Raw genomic sequence first — 21,563 nt, forward strand, 5'->3', positions numbered from 1 at the left:
GCCGCACCCCCCGGAAGGCGGCCGGGCCCCCCCCCGGCGGGGCCGCGGCGGGGGGCGGCCCCCCCGGCGGCCCGGGCACCCGGGCGCGGGGGCCGGCCGCCGGGGGGGCGCCCGCCGCCCCGGGCGCGGGGGGGGGCCCCCGCGCGGCCCGGCGCCCCCGGGGGGGGCGCGCGCGGGGGCCCCCGGGTGCGCGGCGCGGGTCCCCCCCCCACCCCCGCGGCCCGTCACTCGAAGCGGCTGACGTCTCCGGCCCCCCGCCGGACGATCTCCGGCCCGCCCCCGGAGAAGTCGACGACCGTCGTCGGCACCGTGCCGCAGTCACCGGAGTCCACCACGGCGTCCAGCACGTGGTCGAGGCGCTCCTTGATCTCCCACCCCTGGGTCATCGGCTCGTCGTCGCCGGGGAGCAGCAGGGTGCTGGAGACGAGCGGCTCGCCGAGTTCGGTGAGCAGGGCCCGGGTGACGGCGTGGTCGGGGATCCGGACGCCGACCGTCTTCTTCTTGGGGTGCATCAGACGGCGGGGGACCTCCTTGGTGGCGGGGAGGATGAAGGTGTAGCTGCCCGGGGTGGCCGCCTTGACGGCGCGGAAGACGTTGTTGTCGAGCTGGACGAACTGCCCCAGCTGTGCGAAGTCCACGCACATCAGGGTGAAGTGGTGGCGCTCGTCGAGCCGCCGGATCGATCGGATCCGCTCCAGGCCGTCGCGGTTGTCCAGCTGACAGCCCAGGGCGAAGCAGGAGTCGGTCGGGTAGGCGACAAGACCCCCGGACCTGAGGGTGTCGGCCACGGTGCCGATGGTGCGCGGTTGGGGGGACTCTGGATGCACATCGAAGTACTTCGCCATTGGCCGACCCTACGGGATCCCCGCGGCCGTCGGGCGCAGCCGCGTCGGCCCGCTGCGTCGGTCCGGCGTCGGCCCGCTGCGTGAGCGCCGGGTCGGCCCGCCGCACCACCGCCGGCGCGAACCGGGTGCTGGTGGGCTCCCGGGCGCTCGCGTACGGTCGGTCGCCATGGGTTTCGATCAGGCTCGCGCGAACCGGATCTTCCTCCCCGGGACCTACGCCGGGGGTGTGCCCTACGAGCTGTTCCGGGAGCTGCGGGCGCAGTCCCCGGTCTGCTGGGTCGAGGAGCCGCCGGTGGGGGAGTGGCCGGCCGGCCCCGGCTACTGGGCGGTGCTGCGGCACGCCGACGTCAAGCACGTGCTCCGCACCCCGGAGCTGTTCTCCTCGCACCTGGGCGCCACCCAGATCCGGGACCCGGACACCGCGGCCGACCTGGCCTTCGCCCGCACCATGATGCTCAACCAGGACCCGCCCGACCACGCGCGGCTGCGCCGCATCGTCGCGGCGGCGTTCACCCCGCGGGCCCTGCGCGAGCTGACCGCCGCCATCGGGGCGCGGGCCGCCGAACTGGTCGCCGCGGTCCGGCCCCTGGGCGAGATCGACTTCGTGCCGCTCGCCGCGGACCTGCCGGTCTGGACGCTCGCCCGGATCATGGGCGTGCCGGAGCAGGACCGGCAGCTGCTGGTCGACTGGTCGAACCGGGTGATCGGTTACCAGGACGCCGACCAGGCCCGCTCCAGCACCGCCGATCCGTCCGGCGGGCGGCTCGACGGCATCGCGGTGGCGCCATGGTGGCGTCGCCAAGTGCGACAGGGTGCCACCGGGGGTGCTGAGTGAGCCGGATCCGTCGGCAATCCCTGCCGGTTCCGGCGCCGGCGGCGTCGTCGGACCCGCGCCTCGGGGGTCTTTGCTGCCATCCGCAAGCCAGAATGGCTTGCTATGGCGCCAAAGTGGTGCCACCATAGCGTCATGGACCTCGCTCCGGAGGTCAGCCACAGCACCAGAGCAACCTGGGCCGAACGCCCAGAGAAACGGGGCACACCATGCCTTCTTTCGACTCCCCGGAACCGATCTCGGTGACCGCGCACGTGGAGGCCGGCTCGATCCGCTTCGTCGCGGAGGACCGCCCCGACACCGCCGTGGAGGTGCGGCCGCGCGACCCGAAGAAGGACCTGGACGTGCGGGCCGCCGACCAGACCGAGGTCGGGTACGCCAACGGCGTGCTGACCGTCAGGACGCCCAGGCCGCGCTACCTCGTCGGGCGGACCGGCACCGTCGACGTGACGGTGGAGCTGCCGGTGGGCTCGCGGGTCGACCTGACCGGCGCCTGGGCCCAGGTGCTGGGCGAGGGGCGGCTCGGCGAGGTCCGGGTGAAGACCTCCGCCGGTGACGTCCGCCTCGACGCGGCCGGTCCGCTGACGCTGACCGCCTCGCACGGGTCGATCACCGTGGACCGCGTCGAGGGCCGGGCCGAGATCACCACCAGCTCCGGCAGCCTGCGCGTGGGCCTCGCCGACGGCCCGGCCGTGCTGAAGAACTCGCACGGCACCACGACCGTCGGCGCCGCGACCGGCGACCTGCGGGTGAGCGGCGCCAACGGCGACATCGAGATCCGGCGCGCCGAGGCCTCGGTCACCGCCACCACCGCCCACGGCACCCTGCGGGTCGGGGAGGTCGCCCGCGGCACCGTCCAGCTGGAGACCTCCTACGGGGCCATCGAGGTCGGCATCCGCGAGGGCGCGGCGGCCTGGCTCGACGTCAGCTCGGTGTCGGGGCAGGTCCGCAACCTGCTCGCCGCCTCCGAGGCCCCGGCGGAGACCGAGGACGCCGTCAGGATCCACGCCCGCACCCGCTACGGCAACATCGACATCGTCCGCGCCAAGGCCTGACCGCCGTTCAGTCCCGGGGCGCCCCCGCGTCCGTGGCGTCCCCCATCCCGCGGCACCCTCGGGCCCGGTGGCACCCTGAGGCCCTTTGGCACCTTCAGGACCTGTGGCACCTTCGGGCCCCACAGCGCCCGCCGATCCCGTAGCGTCCCGACTCGCCCGCGTTCTGCGCCACTCAGCCCTCGAACGGGAGGACCCCATGCCGTCTTCTGCCATGCCCGCGCCGAGGCGGTCGCCCGGCCCGCCGGCACCCGCCGCGGTCACCGCCGTCGGCCTGCGAAAGTCCTACGGTGACAAGACCGTCCTCGACGGCGTCGATCTGAGCATCCCGGCCGGCACCGTGTTCGCGCTGCTCGGACCCAACGGCGCCGGCAAGACCACCGTCGTGAAGATCCTCTCCACCCTGATCAAGCCCGACGGCGGGCAGGCCCAGGTGGCGGGCCACGACATCGCCGCCGCCCCCGACGGCGTGCGCGCCGCGATCGGCGTCACCGGGCAGTTCTCCGCCGTCGACGGCCTGATCACCGGCGAGGAGAACATGCGCCTGATGGCGGACCTGCACCACCTGTCCCGGCAGGAGGGGCGGCGGGTCACGGCCGAGCTGCTGGAGCGGTTCGACCTCGCCGAGGCCGCCGGGAAACCCGCCTCCACCTACTCGGGCGGCATGAGGCGGCGGCTCGACATCGCCATGACCCTGGTCGGCAGCCCGCGGATCATCTTCCTCGACGAGCCGACCACCGGCCTCGACCCGCGTTCCCGGCACGCCATGTGGCAGGTCGTCAGGGAACTGGTCGCCGGCGGCGTCACCGTCCTCCTCACCACCCAGTACCTGGAGGAGGCCGACGAGCTCGCCGACCGCATCGCGGTGCTCCACGGCGGCAGGATCGTGGCCGACGGCACCGCCGACGAGCTGAAGCGGCTGATCCCCGGCGGATACGTCCGGCTCCGCTTCTCCGACCCGGCGGCCCATCGCTCGGCCGCCGCCGTGCTGGCCGACGCCGCCCGGGACGACGAGGCGCTCGCGCTGCGGATCCCCAACGACGGCAGTCAGCGCGAACTGCGCGCGATCCTCGACCGCCTGGACGCCGCCGGCATCGAGGCCGACGAACTCACCGTGCACACACCCGACCTCGACGACGTCTTCTTCGCCCTGACCGGCGGGTCCACCCCTGCGAACCAGCCCGAGGAGGCTGTCCGATGAGCTCCGTCCCGCTCGCTCTGCGCGACTCGGCGACGATGCTGCGGCGCAATCTGCTGCACGCCCGCCGCTACCCCTCGCTGACCCTCAACCTGCTGCTGACGCCCGTCGTCCTGCTGCTGCTGTTCGTCTACATCTTCGGCGACGTGATGAGCGCGGGCATCGGCGGCGGTGGCGCCGACCGCGCCGAGTACATCGCGTACCTCGTCCCCGGCATCGTGCTGATGACCATCAGCGGCACCACGGTGGGCGCGGCGGTCTCCATCGCGAACGACATGACCGAGGGCATCATCGACCGGTTCCGCACGATGGCGATCCACCGCGGGTCCGTGCTGATCGGTCACGTGGTCGGCAGTGTGCTGCAAGCGGTCGCCAGCGCGGTCGTCGTCGGCGCCGTCGGCGTGGCCATCGGCTTCCGTTCCACCGACGCGACGGTGCTGGAGTGGCTCGCCGCCTTCGGGCTGCTCACGCTGTTCGCCCTGGCGCTCACCTGGATCGCGGTCGGGATGGGCATGGTCAGCCCGAACGCCGAGGCGGCGAGCAACAACGCCCTGCCGCTGATCTTCCTGCCGCTGGTCTCCAGCGCGTTCGTCCCGGTGGACGCGATGCCGGGGTGGTTCCAGCCGATCGCCCAGTACCAGCCGTTCACCCCGGCCATCGAGACCCTGCGCGGGCTGCTGCTCGGTACCGGCATCGGCAACAGCGGGTGGATCGCCGTGGCCTGGTGCCTGGGGCTGGCCGCGCTGGGCTACCGCTGGTCGAAGGCGGTGTTCGACCGGGCCGCCACGTGACCTTCCGCCACCCGACCGGTACGTCCGAACGCACCGGCCACCAGGGACCGTCCTCGGTCGCCCGGTGGCCGGTGCGTCGGTCAGCCGTCGGGGGAGTCGTGGCGCAGGGCGCCGATCACCGCCCAGGCGACCGACACCACCGGGACGGCCACCAGGGCGCCCAGCACGCCGCCGAGGACGGCGCCGCCGGCGACGGACAGGGCGATCGCGACGGGGTGGATGCGCACCGACCAGCCGAGGACCAGGGGGTGGAGGAGGTGGCCCTCGATCTGGCCGATCACCACGATCAGGCCGAGGACCAGCAGGGCCACCACCGGGCCGCGGGCGGCCAGGGCGACCAGCGCGGCGATCGCCAGTGCGATCGGGGAGCCGATCAGCGGGATCAGGGTGGCGACGAACTCCAGGACCACCAGGGGCAGCACCAGCGGCACCCGGAGGACGGCGAGCGCGATGCCGACCAGAACGGCGTTGGTCGCCGCGACGATCAGCACGCCACGGGTGTAGCCGGCGAAGGTGTGCCACGCGGCCTGGCCCGCCCGCTGCCACACCGGGCGGGTGCGGGTGGGGAGCTGGTGCACTCCCCAGCTCCACATCCGGTCGCCGGAGTGCAGGAAGAAGACCGCGCAGAACACCGCGAGCGCCAGCCCGGTGAGCAGTTCGACGGCCCGCCCGGCGCCGCTGAGCGCGGTGCTGAGCAGCGCGGACCGGTGGGCGGAGAGGTAGTCGCCGATCCGGGCCTTGAGGTCGCTGGCCGCGCCGGGGCGCAGGTGGAAGGGGGCCCCGCTGAGCCAGCGGTCGATCCGGCCGAGCCCGCCGTGCAGCTCGTCGCCGAGCCGGCCCCACTCCGCGGCGACGGTCGTGCCGGCCAGGGCGAGGACCCCGCCCACCAGCACGACGGAGCCCAGGAGGGTCAACAGCACGGCCGACGAGCGGGGCAGCGCCCGGGACAGCAGATCGACCGGCGGGCGCAGGACCGAGGTGATGACCAGGGCGAGGAACACCGCGATCACCGGCAGTTGGAGCCGGCTGAGGACGGTGACGGCCAGGTAGGCGGCGATACCGAGGGCGACCAGTCGCCAGGCGTAGCCGGCGGCGGTCCGCAGCCCGGGCGGCACCCGTTCGCCCGTCCGGTCGGTGTTGCGGGTGGCCGCGCGGCGGGCGGCCCGGTCCGGCCCGGCACGAAGGACGGTCCCGGGCCTGCCGGGGCGCCGCGAGCGCCCGCGTCCTGCGGTCATGGCGGGCCATGGCGCCGGGCCGGACCGGCGCCATGGCCCGCGGTCGGGCCGTTCCTGCCGCGCATCGGCCGTTCCCTCCTCCGCTCGGGGACGCCCCGCCACCCGGTGTCCGTCCGAGTCCGATGCTGCCAAACCAGCGCGGGGGCCGCACGCGCGACTCGACCCCGCCGGCGCGCCATCGGCGGGGTCGAGTCGTGTGCTGGGGAGGAGGGACGGGGAGTGGGGACCGGGGGAGTGGGACCGGGGAGCGGGTCAGACCGCCGGAGCGGGGACGGCCGTCTTCTCCGCGGCGGGTGCCGCCGGGGTGAGCATCCGCTGCGCCAGCATGCCGAAGACCAGGGCGAAACCGGTCCACAGCACGGCCTGCAGGCCGATCGAGGTGAGCCGGAAGTCCCACAGCAGCCCGGCCGGGAAGCCGTCCGGGATGGCGTCGTCGTTGTCCGGCAGCACGAAGGAGAGCACGGCCATCACCGCGACGTAGCCGAGGCCGGCCGCGAGGACGGCGTTCCAGGTGCCCAGGCGCGGTGCCAGCCGCCGGCCGGTGATCACCGCGGCCGTGCCGATCAGCACGCTGAGGGCGATCATCAGGAAGAACAGCGCGGTGCGCTTCCCGATGGTGTCCGGATTGCCGACCGCCGGCGGCATCGCCGGGTACTTGAGGAACGGCACCAGGTAGACGGTGGTGAACGCGGCGCCCGCGACCAGGGCGGCGGTGGCCCGGGGGCCGGACCGCCCGACCCGGCCGAGGGCGAAGCAGAACGCCAGCGCCGCGATGCCGCCGACGGCGACGCCGTAGACGAGCACGCCGGTGGCGAGGCCGGCGGTGGACTGGAGGTCCCGGCTGACCAGTTCCTCCTCGTCGGCGGACCCGGCGGTGTCGGCGGCCTCGTGGGAGTCCGCCGGGCCGTCGGCGGCGCCGGCCCCGCCGCCGTGGTGGTGCCCGGCCGGGGCGGACTGGGACTGCTCCTGGGCGATGGCGTCCGAGACGGGGCCCTCGCCGACGGTGTAGGCGAAGAGGAAGGCCACCAGCCCGGCGACCAGGCCGGCCAGCAGCCCGCGCAGCAGCAGCTTCCCGACGGTGCCCGAGGGCACGGATGCGGAGTCGTTCATCGGTGCTCGGTCTCCGCTCAGTGGCACGGGAAGCCGAGCAGGTGGCGGCCGTCGTGCACCCACTCGTGCACGGTGGCCCCGGAGAACACGGAGGTGGCGCCCTGTTCGGCACCGACGAAGTAGAGCAGGACCAGCATCAGGGTGCCGAGGAACAGCGCCCAGGGAAGGATGGCGCGGATCGGCAGCGAGGCCGGGGCGGAACCGCCCGCGGGCAGGCTGGGGGAGAGGACGGACTGGGCCATGGCAGGACCTCCTGGGGGAAACACGCGTCCCGTTCGGTGGAGCTCTGACGACGGCGGTCGGGTCTGACTTGCCGGACCCCGCCGTTGCGTGAGGCGGCCGGTTCCGGCTTACAGTGGCGCGACCGTGCCGGATTTCCACCGGGCTTCCGTCTCGCCGTCGTCTTCAGTTGTCGGGTGAGACCGTAGCGCCCGGTGGCGGCGGAGCCAAGGGCGTGCGCCGAATCGTTGCCGCGCCGCGAGCTGCGCAGTCGCCGGCCGCAGGGCCTGGAAGCCGCTGGTCCGGGGGGCTGCCAAGGGTCACAGGTGTACGAAGGGGGCAGGGCGTGACGGTACGGGTGATCTTCGTCGCTCCGGCGATCGGACCCGGGCTGCGGCAGGCCCGGTTCGGCGGCGAAGGGTCCGTGGACGGGGGCGATCCGCTCGACGCCGCCGGGGTGCGGGCCGCCCGCGCCGCCGGACCGGGCCTGCCGGTGGCGGCCCACCGCTTCGTCTCGCCCTCCGCCCGCTGCCGCCGCACCGCCGAGGAGCTGGGGCTGTCCGACGCCGTGGACGAGCCCGAGCTGCGCGGCTGCGCGACGGGCCGCTGGAGCGGGCGGACCCTCGACGAGGTGATGGCCGAGGAGCCGCAGGCGGTGCGGGAGTGGCTGTCCGACCCGGCGGCCGCGCCGCACGGCGGCGAGTCGGTGCGGGAGCTGTGCGCCCGGGTGGGCGGCTGGCTGGACGGCACCGCGGCGGTGCTGGGCGGCCGGGTGCTGGTGGTCGCCGAGCCGGACGTGGTGCGGGCCGCCGCGGGGCACGCCCTCGGGGTGCCGGAGCAGGCCTTCCGGCGGCTCGACGTGCCTCCGCTGGGCGGCGCCGAACTGACCGGGTGGGCGGGCCGTTGGAACCTTCGCCTCGGCGGGCACTGATCCGGCGGCGGTCGGCCCTGGGCCCTCTCCGGACGCCTACCGGCTCATCCGGCGCAGAGCAGCCGCGCGCGGTCCTCGGTGAGGTAGCGGGAGCGGACGGCGGCGACGATCTCCGCGCTGGCGGTGCCGCTGCCGTACGGGGAGGGCCGCCCGGCGAGCGCCCCGACGGCCTCCGGGTCGGCGAGCAATTCCCGGAGCGCGAGGTCGAGTTCGGCACCGGGCCGGACCAGCCGGGCGAAGCCGGAGCGGACCGCCTCGGGCCGTTCGGTGGAGTTGCGGACCACGATCAGCGGCCGCTTGAGGACCGTGCACTCCTCCTGGACCCCGCCGGAGTCCGAGACCAGCAGCCGGCAGCCGGCGGCCAGGGCGAGGAAGGTGCGGTGGTCGACCGGGGGCACCGGGCGCAGCCCGGCGAGCGCGCCGGAGAGCCCGAACCGTTCGATCGCCGCCCGGGTGCGCGGATGCAGTGGCAGCACCACCGGCAGGTCCAGCGCGGCGAGTTGGCCGAGGATCCGGCCGAGCCGGGCGGGGTCGTCGGTGTTCTCCGGCCGGTGCAGGGTGGCCAGCAGATAGCGGTTGGGGCGCAGGCCGAACCCGTCCAGGACGGCGCGGGCCTCGACCGGTCCGGGCAGTGACTCCAGGGTGGCCTCGACGACGGTGTTGCCGGTGACCACCACCTGCTCCGCCGCGATGCCCTCGCGCAGCAGGTGGGCGGCGGCGGTCGCGGTCGGGGCGCAGTGCAGGTCGGCGAGCGGGGCGATGAGCCGGCGGTTGGCCTCCTCGGGCATGCCGGGGTCGAAGGAGCGCAGTCCGGCCTCGACGTGGACGACGGGCACGCCCGCGCAGTGGGCGGCCAGTGCGCCGGCGGCGGCGGAGTTGGTGTCGCCCTGGACGACGACGGCGGCGGGCGGGTGCTCGGTGAAGTGGTCGCTCAGCGCGCTGACCATGCGGCCGATCTGTCGGCCCCGGGCCTCGCCGGCGACGTCGCTGAGCGTGATGTGCGGGCGGGGGAGCGCGTACTGCCGGAAGAAGGTGGTGGTGAGGCCGGGATCCCAGTGCTGACCGGTCCACACGATGCGGGCGGTGTCCTCCAGGAGTCGCACCACACCGGCGAGTTTGACGATTTCCGGTCGGGTGCCGAGGACCACGGCTATGTCGGCTGAGGGCATTCGGGCTCCCTTGACGGTGCATCCGAGGGAACGCTCGGAGTGCTCGGACTACGTGTCACAACATGGCCATCGGCGCTGAGCCGCGGCAACCGTTGGTGATCAATGTCCCCCGAATGGCGGTATGGCGGGTCGCCGCGACACTCCGTTGACATGCCGTCGACACGCCGATTGGCTCAATTGTCGGAAGCATCGTGCGGCTACAGACCATCAGAAGTCTGATTTTCGTTCCATGATGTGCCACCAGAAAGGGAGTTCGATCCGCGGTGGCATCGCGGTAACGTTCGTCCCCGCCTGGCCCGTTCCGACGTGCCCGGTGCTGCCCCCCCTTTGCCTGGGGGTACACCGAATCCGCCCGCATCCCTTCCGCTGCGCGGCAACCCCCCCTCGTATTCCCCCGGCTCTCCGACGAGAGGAATTCCCCCATGTACGGACCTGTGGCCGGCGGACTGCCGCCGGCAGCCGGCGGCGGCGCCCTGGCGGCGACCGGATCGGTGGGCCTCGGCGTCACGGCGACGGTCGCGGTGGCCATGGTGCTGCTCGGGCTCGGACTGCTCCGCCGCAGCCGACTGCGCAGCGGCGATGGTCCGGGCGAGGACTGAGCCGCGCCATGACCGAATCCCTGTCGCACCCGCTCGCGCCCCGCCCGCGCGCGGCGCCCCGCACCGGGCGCTCCCCGGTCGGGATGCTCTGCGGCGCCGCGCTGCTCGGCGTGTGCGGCTCCCTGGTGGCCGGCGAACGCGCCTACCGCTCCCAGGAGAGCCGCGGCACGGCATGGCTGGTCGAGCACCTCGTGGGGATGCGCACCCTGCTGCTCGAAGGTCCGAGCGCCCCCGTGCTCTACGCGGGCGACCACACCGGCCTGGACCGTGGCGTGGCCCTGAGCACCGGCTGCAGCAGCGCGCTGCTGATCGCCCCGCTCGCCCTGGTGACCGCCCTGCTGCTGCTCTTCGGCAACCGCCGGCCCGGCCGCGTCCTGCTGGCCTTCACGCTCGCCGCCGCACTGGTCGTGGCCACCAATCTGGCCCGGCTCACCCTCGTGCTGGTGATGCAGCACCGGTACGGCGCAGAGGGCTTCGGCTGGACGCACGTCCTGTTCGGCTCGGTGCTGATGATGGCCGCCGCCCTCGCCGCCGCCCTGCTCTACCTGCGGCTGCTGCCCCGCGCCGGCACCGCCGCCGCACCCGTCCGCACCGGCGGGGAGGACGGACCGTGACCCTGCTGGACACCTCCGTCTCGCTCTCCTTCGTCCTGGGCGTCGGCTTCCTCGCCTACGTCGTGGTGATCGTGCGCGGCTACCTGCGGGACCGGCCCGCCCCGCCCGGCGACCCGGACGGCTTCGGCTGGCACTTCCTGATCCCCTGCCGGGACGAGGAGGCGGTCATCGCCACGACCCTGGACTACCTCGCCGAGCACTTCACCGGCGCCACCGTCTGGGTCGTCGACGACGCCTCCGCGGACCGGACGGCCGAACTCGTCCGCGCCTGGCCCGCCACCTGCGACCGCCTCACCGTGCACCTGGTGTCCCGGCGGCTGCCCGAGGCACGGACCGGCAAGGGCGACGCGCTGAACGCCGGCTACCGGGCCGTGGAGGCCACGCTGCCCGCCGGCACCGACCCCGAACGGGTGGTGCTCTGCGTGCTCGACGCCGACGGCCGCCCCTCGCCCGGCGCGCTCGCCGTGTGCGCCGGACCGGCCCTGTTCGGAGATCCCGGTATCGGGGCCGTCCAGGTCGAGGTGCGGATGTCCAACCGCGACGTGCCCCGGCCGCTGCCCGGCCGCGGTGCGTTCGCCAACCGGCGGGCCCGGCTGCTCGCCCGCCTCCAGGACATCGAGTTCCGCGGGCCGATCTCCGCCATGCAGATCACCCGTCGCCGCACCGGCACCGTCAACGTCGGCGGCAACGGCCAGTTCACCCGGCTCTCGGCGCTGCGCTCGGTGGACCGCGGCGGCGGGCGGCCGTGGGGCAAGGCCCTGCTGGAGGACTACGAGCTGGGCCTGCGCCTGATGCTGGCCGGCTGGCGCAACGGCTACACCACCGACGCCTGGGTCGACCAGGAGGCGCTGTGGAGCGTGCGGCAGCTGATCACCCAGCGGGTGCGCTGGGCGCAGGGCTCGATGCAGTGCACCCGCTACCTGCGGGAGATCTGGGGCTCACGGGCGTTCGGCACGGCCGGCTTCCTGGAGGTGCTCTACTTCATGAGCCAGCCGTGGCTGCAGCTCGTCGGCCTGGTGGTGTACACCGTGCCGATCGCGGCGTTCGGCTACAACCTCGTGGTCTACCCGGAGTTCGTTCTCGCCTTCCTGCGGCAGGGCGGCGCGCTGCTGCTGACGCTCTACCTGCTGCTGGGGGTCGGCGAGTTCGCGATCTGGGGGCCGCTCTACCGGCGGCGCTGCGAGCCGGGCACCGGGCGGCTGGCCGCGCTCGGGTACGGGCTCGCGCTGGCCCTGTACGCCGCCACGACCTACCTGGTCGCCGTCCGGGCGGCCTGGCGGGTGCTGTGCCGGCGCAACTCCTGGCACAAGACCGCCCGGGTCGCCGCCGCCCCCGCGCCTGTCGCACCCGCCGCCGTCGCGAGTGCCTCGCCGCCTCCGGCCGTCCTCGGCGAGCCGGCGCGATGAGCGCCCGCCGACCGGCCCGCGCACCGCCCGACGGCCGCGCGCGGCCCCGCCGTCCCCCGCCCCGTCACCGACCGTCCCCCTCCTCCCGTCCCCGCGAAAGGCACCACCACCATGACCTCTCGTCGCACCCGCAACCGCACCCGCCTGCTCGCCGGTGCCGCTCTGACCGCCACGCTGGTCTGCACCGCCGCCCCGGCCTGGGCCGCGCTCGCCGCGCCCCAGGCCAAGGCCTACGTGGTGGCCGCGGACGCCGTCGGCAGCCTGGTCTCCGTCTCCCCGATGCCGTCCTCCACCTACCCCTCGGGCGGAACCAACACCCTGGCCGGCGTCCACCTCGGGCCGTTCGCCACCGACTCGGTGCTCACCGCCACCACCTCCGGCGACCCGCAGGCCGGCACCTCGGGGGCCTCCGCGACGGTCGACTCGCTCGGCGTCGACCTGACCCTCGCCACCGTCTCGCTCACCGGCGTCAACTCGACCTGTACCGCCACCCCGACCGGCGCCACCGGCTCCGGCCTCATAGCCGGCGGCACGGTCCGCGTCCCGCTGCTCCCGGCGATCACGCTGCAGGCCGGCGCCGCCCCCAACACCCAGGTCAACGTGCCCGGGGTCGCCACCATCGTCCTCAACGAGCAGACCACCGACGCCAACGGCGTGCTCACCGTGAACGCCGTCCGGATCGCCCTGCTGCCGATCCTCAACGGCGCGAACCTGACCATCGGCCACGCCGAGTGCGGTGGCGCCGCGCCCGCCGAGGCCGTGCCGATGATCAACCCCCAGGTCGCGGCCGTCGGCGGAGCGGCGGCCCTCGCCACCGCCGCCGGTGTCTTCCTGCTGCGCCGCCGCAACGGCGCCGCCTGATCCCGTCCCGTCCGACCCCGCCCCGCCGGCTCGCCCCGGGCCCGTTCACCGGGCCCGGGGCGGCCCGGTCTTCCCGGGGTCAGGGCCCCCGGAGGTCGAAGCGCCAGTCGTTGCAGCGGATCGGACGGCCCGGCGGGTACTCGAAGTCCCGGGGGCCCAGCAGTTCGAAGCCCGCGCCCCGGCACACCGCGTTGGACGCGGGGTTGTCCACCGAGGGGAAGGCGTGCAGGTGGCGGCGGAGCCCGGCGGCCCGGGCCTCGGCCACCACCGCGCGGGCGGCGGCCGTCGCCACCCCGCGGCCCTGGAAGGCCGCCAGCACCGCCCAGCCGGCCTCGTACACCTCCTCGCCCTCCCACTCCCGTGCCCAGAAGCCGATGCCGCCCGCCGCCGCACCCTCCGGCAGCAGCACGATCCGGAACATCCGCCCCTCGGAGGGCGGTCGGGCACAGAGGGCGACGTAGCGGCGGTGCCTGTCGGCCAGCTTCTCCTCGGTCTCCGGGCCACCGAGGTGGGTCATCAGCTCCGGTGCGTTGAGGGCGGAGAGCAGCGGGGCGTCCTGCTCGGACCAGGTCTCCAGGCGTACCACGGCGGGGTGATTCTCCATGGGCGTACGGTAGGCGGTGCCACCGACAGCCGGCGCCGGCGCCCGCGCGGCGACTATCCGACAGCGGACGTGAGCCGGACCGGCAGGGCCCGCAGGGCGTTCACGATGAAGGACTCCTGCGGGAGCAACTCCTCCACCGGAACAGCGAGTTCGATGTCGGGGAAGGCGTCGAACAGGGCGCTCAGCGCCTCCTCGGCCTCCATCGTGCCGAGCAGCGCGCCCAGGCAGTAGTGGCGGCCGTGGCCGAAGGCCAGGTGGGTCTTGTCGGGCCGGGTGAGGTCGAACTCCTCCGGCCGGTCGGGGTGCAGCCCCGGGTCGCGTCCGGCCGCGCCGAAGGCGAACAGGACCGGCTCGCCGGCGCGGATCAGCACGCCCTCGCCGAGGTCGACGTCCTCGGTCGCGAAGTACATCGGCAGGTGCATCACCGGTGCCTCCAGGCGCAGCGTCTCCTCGATGGCGTCGCGCCAGGTCGCCTCGCCGGAGCGGATCAGCGCCAGTTGCCCGGGGTGGGCGAGCAGCAGCGCCACCGCGTGGTCGATGAGGTTGACGGTGGTCTCCGACCCGGCGCCGATCATCAGGATCAGGGTGGAGACCAGCTCCGGCTCGCTCAGCCGGGACCCGTGGGCGTCGCGGGTGGCGATCAGGTCGCTGGTCATGTCGTCGCCCGGCGTCGCCCGCTTGGTGGCGGCCAGCCGTGCCATCGCGGCGAACAGGTCGTCGAGCAGGGCCTTGGCGCGCTCGGGGGTGGCGTCGGTCTCCAGGGCGCCGTCCACCACCCGCCGCACCTCGGGCCGCTGCTCCTCCGGTACGCCGAACAGGTCGCAGATCAGCGTGGTCGGCAGCGGATAGGACAGCCGGGTGTGCAGGTCGACGCGCTCGCCGGGCGCCGCCGCGCGCAGCCCGTCGACCAGGGCGGCGGTGATCGCCCGCACCCGGGGCCGCAGCGCCTCCACCCGGCGCGGGCCGAACGAGGGCGAGGTGAGGGTGCGCAGCCGGTGGTGGTCCTCGCCGTCGCTGGTGAACATCGACTCCACCGCGACCCAGCTGGCCAGCGGCCAGTCCGGGCCGACCCGGCCGTCGATCCAGTCGGGCCAGTGGCGCCGGGCGTTCTTGGCGAGCCGGGGGTCGGTGAGCAGCCGCTTGGCGACGTCGGCGCGGGTCACCGACCAGGCCAGGACCCGGCCGGGGAGTTCGACCCGGACGGCCGGGCCGTGGGTGCGCAGATGGGCGGCTTCGGCGTGCAGGTCGGTGCCGAGGGTGTCGAGCACGTGGGTGATGGGGCAGCGGGGTTCCATGGGCCCTCCTGGACCGGGAGCGGCGGTCGGAAACGGTCGGCCGATGGCGACCGTACGACCGGCCGGGGCGGTGGCGTAAGGGCGCTCACCATTGTTCCGCGCGCCGGGGGGCGGCGCCCCCTCCCTTATGACAACAGCATTGACGTGTTCCGGCGCCCCGGGTTTCATGGCTCGCACTTCCCCCACCCCCACCCCACCCTCAAGGCGGTGATCCCTTGGCATCGACGGTGAAGGCCACGGGCGGCGGTCCGAGAACGGACGCCGACAGCTCCCACCTCTCCATGCGCCGCTCGCTCGGCCTCCTCGACGGGGCGGCGATCGCCGCCTCCAGCACCGCCGCGACCAGCAGCATCGGCATCGGCCTGGGCCTGATGGCCGGCGTCGTCGGACTGCACCTGCCCGCGATCATGCTGCTGGCCTTCCTCCCCGTCCTCGCCATCGCGGGCGGCTACGGACGGCTGAACGCCTCGGAGCCGGACGCCGGCAGCAGCTACCGCTGGGTGGGCCGCACGCTCAACCCCTGGCTCGGCTTCCTCACCGGCTGGGTGAACACCGTCGGCACCGTGGTGTTCATGGCCTACACCACGACCGTCACCGGCTCCTCGATCGTCCAACTCCTCGACCTGGCCCACCTGCGCAGCATCGCGGGCCTGCGGCTCGACGCGGACTCGACCGTCCAGTGCACCCTGATCGGCCTGGTCGTCCTGATCGGCGCCGCGCTGGTCGCGGTGCGCGGGCTCGACCTGGCCGCCCGGCTGCAGAAGGCGCTGCTGGTCTTCGAGTACGCGGTGCTGCTCGGTTTCTGCGGGTACGGGCTGTTCGCCGGGGACCAGCCGTTCTCGCTCCAGTGGTTCAACCCCTTCGCGATCCCGTCCTTCGAGGCCCTGGCGCAGGGCATGGTGCTCGCGGTGTTCTGCTACTGGGGCTTCGAGTCGGTGTTCAGCGTCGGCGAGGAGGTCCGCGACCCGCGCGACGCCTCGCGGGGCGGCACGCTCGCCCTGCTGGTGATGCTGGCGCTCTTCCTGCTCGCCGGAACGGCCTTCCAACGGGTGCTCCCGCTCGGCGAGCTGGCGGACAACGGCGCGCACGGGCTGGCGTACTTCGGAGCCCGGCTGGCCGACCAGCCGCTGGCCGCGCTGCCGCTGATCGCGCTGATGCTCTCCGCGGTGGCCTCGCTGCAGTCCTCGGTGATCCCGACCGCCCGCGGGCTCTACGCGATGGGGCGCGACGGCGTGCTCGGCCCGGTGTGGACCCGGCTGCACCCCCGGCACTCGACGCCCGCCACCGGCACCCTGCTGATCACCGGGATCGCGGTGCTGCTGGCGCTCTGCTCGGTCGCCGTTCCGACCGTCAACGACCTCATCTCCGCCGCCGTCAACGCGATCGGCATCATCGTCGCCCTCTACTACGCGCTCACCGCCGTCGCGGCCGCCGTCCGCTTCCGCCACCTGCTGCGCAGCAGCGTGCTGGAGGGCCTGCGGGCGGTCGTCGGCCCGCTGCTCGGCGCGGCGACACTGCTCGTCGTCGGCGGCTACCTCGCCTGGACCTTCTACGACTCCACCGACCACTTCGAACTCTCCGCCGACAACGGCTGGTTCGAGCTCTCGGTGGTGGTACTGATGATCGCCAGCGGCCTGCCCGCGGCGGCCTGGGCCCGCTGGCGGCGGCGCTCACCGTACTTCCTCGGCGGCACCCGCTGACCCCGTACCACCTGAGCCGCCGTGCGCGACCCGAACCGCCCCGCACGACCCCGTACCACCCGAGAACGGAGCACCACCCATGACCAAGGCCGATCTGGTCTTCACTCGCGGCCCCGTGCACACCGGCGACGCCGCCCGGACCCGGGCGACCAGCCTGGCCGTGACCGGCGGACGGATCACCGCCGTCGGCCACGACGAGGTCCGCGAGCTGATCGGTCCCGGGACCGAAGTCGTGGACCTCGCCGGAAAGCTGCTGCTGCCGGGCTTCCAGGACTCGCACGTCCACGCGGTCTTCGGCGGCGCCGAGCTGGCCGCCTGCGACCTCACCGGCACGGTCGGCGTCACCGACTACCTGGCACGGATCCGCGACTACGCCGAGGCCCACCCCGAGCAGGAGTGGATCACCGGCAGCGGCTGGTCGATGGAGAGCTTCGACGGCGGACTGCCGACCCGCCAGCTGCTCGACAGCGTCGTCGCGGACCGCCCGGTCTACCTGACCAACCGCGACCACCACGGCGCCTGGGCCAACACCCGGGCCCTGGAGCTGGCCGGCCTGGACCGCGACACCCCCGACCCGGCCGACGGGCGGATCGAGCGGGAGCCCGACGGCACCCCGAGCGGCACCCTCCAGGAAGGCGCCACCGCCCTGGTGGCCCGGCTGCTGCCGCCAACCACCGCCGCCGACCGGCTGGACGGGCTGCTGCGCGCGCAACGGCTGCTGCACTCGCTCGGCGTCACCGGCTGGCAGGACGCCCTGCTCGGGGAGTTCAACGGCCAGCCCGACCCGTCCGACGCCTACCTGGCCGCCGCGCGCTCCGGCGCGCTGACCGCCCGGGTGACCGGAGCGCTCTGGTGGGACCGCGACCGGGGCGCCGAGCAGATCCCCGAACTCGTCGAGCGGCGCGCCGCGTTGACGCACGGCAGGTTCCGGGCCGGCTCGGTGAAGATCATGCAGGACGGCATCGCGGAGAACTTCACCGCCGCCATGACCAGCCCCTACCTCGACGGCTGCGGCTGCGCCACCGCCAACTCCGGCCTCAGCTTCGTCGATCCGCTCGCCCTGCGCGGGTACGTCACCGACCTGGACGCGCTGGGCTTCCAGGTGCACTTCCACGCGTTGGGCGACCGGGCGGTGCGCGAGGCGCTGGACGCGGTCGAGGCGGCCCGCACCACCAATGGCCCGCGCGACACCCGGCACCACCTGGCGCACCTCCAGGTGGTCCACCCGGACGACGTGCCGCGCTTCGCCCGGCTCGGCGCCGTCGCCAACATCCAGCCCCTCTGGGCGGCGCACGAACCCCAGATGGACGAACTCACCATCCCCTTCCTCGGCCCCGAACGCGCCGCCTGGCAGTACCCGTTCGGTGCGCTCCAGCGGGCGGGCGCCACCCTGGCGGCCGGCAGCGACTGGCCGGTGAGCAGCCCCGACCCGCTGGCCGGACTGCACGTGGCCGTCAACCGCAGGGAGCCGGACGCCACCGACGACCGCGTGTTCCTGCCCGAGCAGCGACTCGACCTCGCCTCCGCGATCGCCGCCTACACGGCCGGCTCCGCGCACGTGAACGGCGTCGACGACGCCGGGGTGCTCGCCGTCGGGAACCTCGCCGACCTCGTCGTGCTGGACCGCGACATCCTCACCGGCCCGGCCGACGGGATCGCCGAGGCCCGAGTGCTGCGGACCTACGTCGGCGGCGAGCTTGTCCACACCGCCGACTGACCCGGCCTCCCCGCCGTCGTATCTCCCCGGGCCCGGCCGGCGGTCGCCTCAGCGCGCCGCCAGCCGGGCCTCGACGGCGTCCAGCAGCAGGTCCAGCGCGAACGGGTAGCCGCTGCGCCGCATGTCGGCGGTGAGCAGGTGCGCGGTGGCGGCGATGTGCGGGTTGGCCGCGGGGTCGACCCGGGCGTACGAGGCCTGCCAGACCCGCAGGTCCGCCGTCTGCGCGGCGGCGGGCAGGGCGAGCGCGGCGGCGTCCAGCGCGGCGAAGCCGAGGCTCTGGTCGACGAACGCGTGGTAGATCCGCACCGCCTCCGGGTCGGGGAAGCCCGCGGTGCGCAGCACACCGAGGATCGCTTCGACGGCGGCGACCTCGTGGGTGCGCCCGGTGGTGCGGTGGGCGGCGAGCAGGGCGGCCTGGGGGTGGGCCTGATAGCTGGCGTGGATGCGCAGACCGATCGCCCGCAGGTCCGCCCGCCAGTCCCCGGTGGCCCGCCAGCCCTCCTGGGCGCGGCCGATCAGCTCGTCCGCGACGGCGAGCAGCAGGTCGTCGGCGCTGTGGAAGTAGCGGTAGACGGCGCTGGGATCGGCCCCCAGCGCGGTGCCGAGCCGGCGCACGGTCAGCGCCTCCGCGCCGTGCTGCCCGATCAGCCGCAGGGCCGTGCCGACGATCAGCTCGTGGGAGAGCACCACCCCCTGCTTGGTGGGCCGTCGGCGCCGCCGCTGGGGTTCGGGCACTACGCGTTCGCTCATCCCGGCAGGCTACGACAACATGCTTGACGTAGCACAGGGGCGCGACGGTACCGCTGGACGGACGTTCGGGGATGTCCGGGTGACGGGCGGCCGTCGTGCCTCTGGGCCGGCCGGGCAACACCTCGACGCCCTGACGCACCGCCGGGAGGGCGGGCACCGGCGCCCGCGCTCCAGGCGGTCATGGTCAGCAGCCGTCCGGCGGAGAGCCGTTCGCGCAGGGCGCGGCGGCGCTCGGCGGGGGCGGTGCGGGTGTGCAGCATCAGAACAGGCCCTTCGGCAGGCTCTCGTCGTACTCGCGCACGGCCGGCGTGTCGACGGCGGGGAACAGCTCGTCGAGGTCGGTGGCGCGCAGTTCGGCGAGGTTGTCGGCGGCGTCCAGGAAGCGGTCCTGGGCGGCGGGGGTGACGAGACCCTCGGTGAGGGTGCGGAACTTGCGCCCGTAGGCGGGCCGGTCGAAGGGGCGGGCGCCGGCCGGGTGGGCGTCGGCGACGGCGAGCTCCTCCTCGATCACGGTGCCGTCCTCCAGGGTGACGACCGCCCGGCCGCCGAACGCCCGCCGCTCCGGGTCGGGGTCGTGGTGGCGGCGGGTCCACTCCGGGTCCTCGACGGTGCTGATCTTCCGCCAGAGCGCCACGGTCTCCGGGCGGGCGGCCCGTTCCGGGGCGTAGGAGCGCTCGTGGTGCCAGGTGCCGTCCTCCAGGGCGACGGCGAGGACGTACGGGGCCGAGTGGCCAAGGGTCTCCCGGCCGGCCTTCGGGTCGTACCTCTGCGGGTCGTTCGAGCCGGAGCCGATGCCGTGGTGGGTGTGGTGGCTGGTGTGCAGCACGATCGAGCGCACGGCGGTCGGCGGCCCGGTCCGTTCGCGCAGCCGCCGGGCCAGGTCGATGACCGCCTGGGCCTGGTACGCGGCGGCGTGCTCCTTGGCGTAGGTGTCCAGGATCGCCCGGCGCGGCTCGCCGTCCTCCGGCAGCAGGACCCGGTAGTCCGAGCGCGGTCCGTCCAGCATCCAGGCCAGGAAGCCGTCCTCGCCCTCGTAGACCGGGGAGGGGGAGCGCTCGCCGCGCATCGCCCGGTCCACCGCCTCGATCGCCGCCTTGCCGGCGAAGGCCGGGGCGAACGCCTTCCAGCTGGAGATCTCGCCCTTGCGGGACTGCCGGGTGGCGGTGGTGGTGTGCACCGTCTGCTGGACGGCCTGGTACACCGTCTCCGTCGGCAGCCGCAGCAGCGCGCCGATGCCGCAGGCGGTGGCCGCGCCCAGATGGGCGACGTGGTCGATCCCGTGGGTGTGCAGGCTGATGCCCTTGACCAGGGCGACGTGCACCTCGTAGGCGGTGACGACGGCGCGCAGCAGGTCCGCGCCGGTGCGGCCGGTGTGCTGGGCGGCGGCCAGCAGCGGCGGGATGTTGTCGCCGGGGTGGGAGTGGTCGGCGGCGAGGTAGGTGTCGTGGAAGTCCAGCTCGCGCACCGCCGTGCCGTTGGCCCAGGCCGCCCACTCGGGGGAGACCCGGGTGAGGCTGCCGAACACCCGGGCGCCGGGCGCGGCGTGGTGGACCTGGGCGTGCGCCTGGGCGCGGGCGACCGCGACCGGCCGGTGCAGCAGCGCGGCGACGGCCACCGCCGCGTTGTCGATCACCCGGTTGACGGCCATCCCGGCGCTGTCGGGGTCGAGCTCCTCGGTGGCGGTGGCCACGGCGGCGAGCCGCCAGGCGAGCTGCTCCTCGCGCGGCAGGCGGTCGGCACTGGGGTGGACGCGGACGCGGTACTCGATCACGGGACTCCTCGCGGGGGCTTCGGCGGAACGGTCGCAACCGCCGTCGCCCGTGTGGCGGCGACGCGTCACACGCGCGGCGGCGACCGCACAACGGCGACTGCACGACGACTGCACGACGAGCCTTCCCGACGACGGCGCCCGTGGCGAGCAGGCCACACCCGGTGTCCGGGCGGGTAGCCTGCGCGGGTGGTCGATGGATTCGGGGTGACGGAGTTCCAGCTGGTGCTGCTGCGGCGGATGGCGGACTTCCGGCCGGAGCTGGTCGAGGAGGCGGTGCGCCGGCTGGGGGCGAGCCGGGCCGGGATGCGCGAGGCGAACAAGCGGTGGCAGGCGATGCAGCGCGCGCCGGGGTTCCCGTCCGGCGCGCGGCGCTACGCGGCCGTGCTCGGCCCGCCGGAGGCGGAGGCGGCGCGGCGGGTCGGGGACCTCGCCTGCACCGCGCGGCAGTGGGCGCTGCCGCTCTGGCCCGGGCTGCGCTTCGAGGTGCTGGTCGGCCCGGGCGGGGCGGAGCTCAACGCCTGGCTGGTGCGGGCGCCCGGCACCCCGGCGCCGGTGCCGCGCACGCTCGACGAGCTGACGCCGTGGAGCTGTGTGGTGGCCGACGTCGGCGCCGCCTTCCCGACCGCCGTGCCGCGGGAGGGCAGCGCGCCGACCAGGTTCCGGCTGGACTTCACCGCCCCGGACGCCGGGGGCCGACCCCGGGCCTGCACGGCGGACTTCACCTGGGGGCTGCTCCAGGAGGTGCGCCCCGCCTGAGCGGGCGGGCGTCTCAGAGGGTGTTCGATACCGTTTTAGGCTGCCGCGAGTGGTTTCGGGCGGAGGTATTGCCCGGTTCTGTCCGGGTTGGCGGTCAGGCGGCTGGTC

General features: G+C 74.7%; 21 protein-coding genes and 1 riboswitch. Of the genes, 12 read left to right on the forward strand and 9 right to left on the reverse strand.

Going from position 1 to position 21,563, the window contains the following annotated elements:
- Positions 1-224 precede the first annotated feature (224 nt).
- Entirely contained in the window at positions 225-845 is a 621-nt protein-coding gene (locus tag ACFVVU_RS38330) for an L-threonylcarbamoyladenylate synthase (protein WP_387794435.1), read from the reverse strand.
- A 166-nt stretch (positions 846-1,011) separates the two neighbouring features.
- On the opposite strand from ACFVVU_RS38330, the gene ACFVVU_RS38335 reads away from it, so the two are divergent.
- The 4 genes from ACFVVU_RS38335 to ACFVVU_RS38350 all read left to right on the forward strand — a co-directional run bounded on the left by ACFVVU_RS38335 (position 1,012) and on the right by ACFVVU_RS38350 (position 4,718).
- Positions 1,012-1,680 (forward strand): hypothetical protein, encoded by a 669-nt coding sequence (locus ACFVVU_RS38335; RefSeq protein WP_387794437.1) that lies wholly within the window; start codon positions 1,012-1,014, stop codon positions 1,678-1,680.
- 206 nt (positions 1,681-1,886) lie between these two features.
- Entirely contained in the window at positions 1,887-2,732 is an 846-nt protein-coding gene (locus ACFVVU_RS38340) for a DUF4097 domain-containing protein (RefSeq protein ID WP_387794439.1), read from the forward strand.
- 196 nt (positions 2,733-2,928) lie between these two features.
- On the forward strand, positions 2,929-3,930 hold the full coding sequence (locus ACFVVU_RS38345) for an ATP-binding cassette domain-containing protein (protein ID WP_387794441.1): 1,002 nt from the start codon (positions 2,929-2,931) through the stop codon (positions 3,928-3,930).
- Complete coding sequence (locus tag ACFVVU_RS38350) at positions 3,927-4,718, forward strand: ABC transporter permease (protein ID WP_380688094.1); 792 nt, start codon at positions 3,927-3,929, stop codon at positions 4,716-4,718. Before ACFVVU_RS38345 ends, ACFVVU_RS38350 begins: the two co-directional genes overlap by 4 nt.
- 80 nt (positions 4,719-4,798) lie before the next feature.
- On the opposite strand, the gene ACFVVU_RS38355 is transcribed toward ACFVVU_RS38350, so the two are convergent.
- From ACFVVU_RS38355 to ACFVVU_RS38365, 3 genes are all read right to left on the reverse strand, one after another.
- The gene (locus ACFVVU_RS38355; RefSeq protein ID WP_387794442.1) at positions 4,799-5,953 is read right to left on the reverse strand and encodes an AI-2E family transporter; all 1,155 of its coding nucleotides are present in this window, start codon (positions 5,951-5,953) and stop codon (positions 4,799-4,801) included.
- 252 nt (positions 5,954-6,205) lie between these two features.
- The gene (locus tag ACFVVU_RS38360) at positions 6,206-7,063 is read right to left on the reverse strand and encodes a CbtA family protein (protein WP_387794444.1); all 858 of its coding nucleotides are present in this window, start codon (positions 7,061-7,063) and stop codon (positions 6,206-6,208) included.
- 17 nt (positions 7,064-7,080) lie between these two features.
- Complete coding sequence (locus ACFVVU_RS38365; RefSeq protein ID WP_380687521.1) at positions 7,081-7,305, reverse strand: CbtB-domain containing protein; 225 nt, start codon at positions 7,303-7,305, stop codon at positions 7,081-7,083.
- A 61-nt stretch (positions 7,306-7,366) separates the two neighbouring features.
- Positions 7,367-7,453, reverse strand: a riboswitch (cobalamin riboswitch).
- A 175-nt stretch (positions 7,454-7,628) separates the two neighbouring features.
- Between ACFVVU_RS38365 and ACFVVU_RS38370 the strand changes: the two genes are divergently transcribed.
- Entirely contained in the window at positions 7,629-8,213 is a 585-nt protein-coding gene (locus ACFVVU_RS38370) for a histidine phosphatase family protein (RefSeq protein WP_387794446.1), read from the forward strand.
- Positions 8,214-8,257: 44 nt separating this feature from the next.
- On the opposite strand, the gene wecB is transcribed toward ACFVVU_RS38370, so the two are convergent.
- A complete protein-coding gene (wecB, locus tag ACFVVU_RS38375; protein WP_380687525.1) occupies positions 8,258-9,382 on the reverse strand; it encodes a non-hydrolyzing UDP-N-acetylglucosamine 2-epimerase in 1,125 nt (374 codons plus the stop codon).
- 422 nt (positions 9,383-9,804) lie between these two features.
- Between wecB and ACFVVU_RS38380 the strand changes: the two genes are divergently transcribed.
- From ACFVVU_RS38380 to ACFVVU_RS38395, 4 genes are all read left to right on the forward strand, one after another.
- Complete coding sequence (locus tag ACFVVU_RS38380; RefSeq protein WP_380687527.1) at positions 9,805-9,981, forward strand: hypothetical protein; 177 nt, start codon at positions 9,805-9,807, stop codon at positions 9,979-9,981.
- Positions 9,982-9,989: 8 nt separating this feature from the next.
- Entirely contained in the window at positions 9,990-10,595 is a 606-nt protein-coding gene (locus tag ACFVVU_RS38385) for an archaeosortase/exosortase family protein (RefSeq protein ID WP_380687529.1), read from the forward strand.
- Entirely contained in the window at positions 10,592-12,001 is a 1,410-nt protein-coding gene (locus ACFVVU_RS38390; RefSeq protein ID WP_387794449.1) for a glycosyltransferase, read from the forward strand. Before ACFVVU_RS38385 ends, ACFVVU_RS38390 begins: the two co-directional genes overlap by 4 nt.
- A gap of 111 nt (positions 12,002-12,112) precedes the next feature.
- Entirely contained in the window at positions 12,113-12,862 is a 750-nt protein-coding gene (locus tag ACFVVU_RS38395) for a choice-of-anchor P family protein (RefSeq protein WP_387794450.1), read from the forward strand.
- A 79-nt stretch (positions 12,863-12,941) separates the two neighbouring features.
- Here ACFVVU_RS38395 and ACFVVU_RS38400 read toward each other — a convergent pair whose 3' ends face one another.
- Positions 12,942-13,466 (reverse strand): GNAT family N-acetyltransferase, encoded by a 525-nt coding sequence (locus ACFVVU_RS38400; protein WP_380680668.1) that lies wholly within the window; start codon positions 13,464-13,466, stop codon positions 12,942-12,944.
- Positions 13,467-13,519: 53 nt separating this feature from the next.
- Entirely contained in the window at positions 13,520-14,761 is a 1,242-nt protein-coding gene (locus ACFVVU_RS38405; RefSeq protein WP_380680671.1) for a cytochrome P450, read from the reverse strand.
- Between the two features lie 281 nt (positions 14,762-15,042).
- Between ACFVVU_RS38405 and ACFVVU_RS38410 the strand changes: the two genes are divergently transcribed.
- Positions 15,043-16,461 (forward strand): APC family permease, encoded by a 1,419-nt coding sequence (locus tag ACFVVU_RS38410; protein WP_380680758.1) that lies wholly within the window; start codon positions 15,043-15,045, stop codon positions 16,459-16,461.
- Positions 16,462-16,540: 79 nt separating this feature from the next.
- Complete coding sequence (locus tag ACFVVU_RS38415; RefSeq protein ID WP_387794453.1) at positions 16,541-18,178, forward strand: amidohydrolase; 1,638 nt, start codon at positions 16,541-16,543, stop codon at positions 18,176-18,178.
- A 48-nt stretch (positions 18,179-18,226) separates the two neighbouring features.
- Here ACFVVU_RS38415 and ACFVVU_RS38420 read toward each other — a convergent pair whose 3' ends face one another.
- A complete protein-coding gene (locus ACFVVU_RS38420) occupies positions 18,227-18,928 on the reverse strand; it encodes a TetR/AcrR family transcriptional regulator (protein WP_380680677.1) in 702 nt (233 codons plus the stop codon).
- Between the two features lie 259 nt (positions 18,929-19,187).
- On the reverse strand, positions 19,188-20,699 hold the full coding sequence (locus ACFVVU_RS38425) for an MmgE/PrpD family protein (protein ID WP_387794455.1): 1,512 nt from the start codon (positions 20,697-20,699) through the stop codon (positions 19,188-19,190).
- 237 nt (positions 20,700-20,936) lie between these two features.
- On the opposite strand from ACFVVU_RS38425, the gene ACFVVU_RS38430 reads away from it, so the two are divergent.
- Positions 20,937-21,455: a hypothetical protein gene (locus ACFVVU_RS38430; RefSeq protein WP_387794457.1), complete on the forward strand. Its 519-nt coding sequence runs from the start codon at positions 20,937-20,939 to the stop codon at positions 21,453-21,455.
- The last annotated feature ends 108 nt before the right edge of the window (positions 21,456-21,563 follow it).

The organism is Kitasatospora sp. NPDC057965 (assembly GCF_042887135.1).
Lineage (GTDB): Bacteria > Actinomycetota > Actinomycetes > Streptomycetales > Streptomycetaceae > Kitasatospora.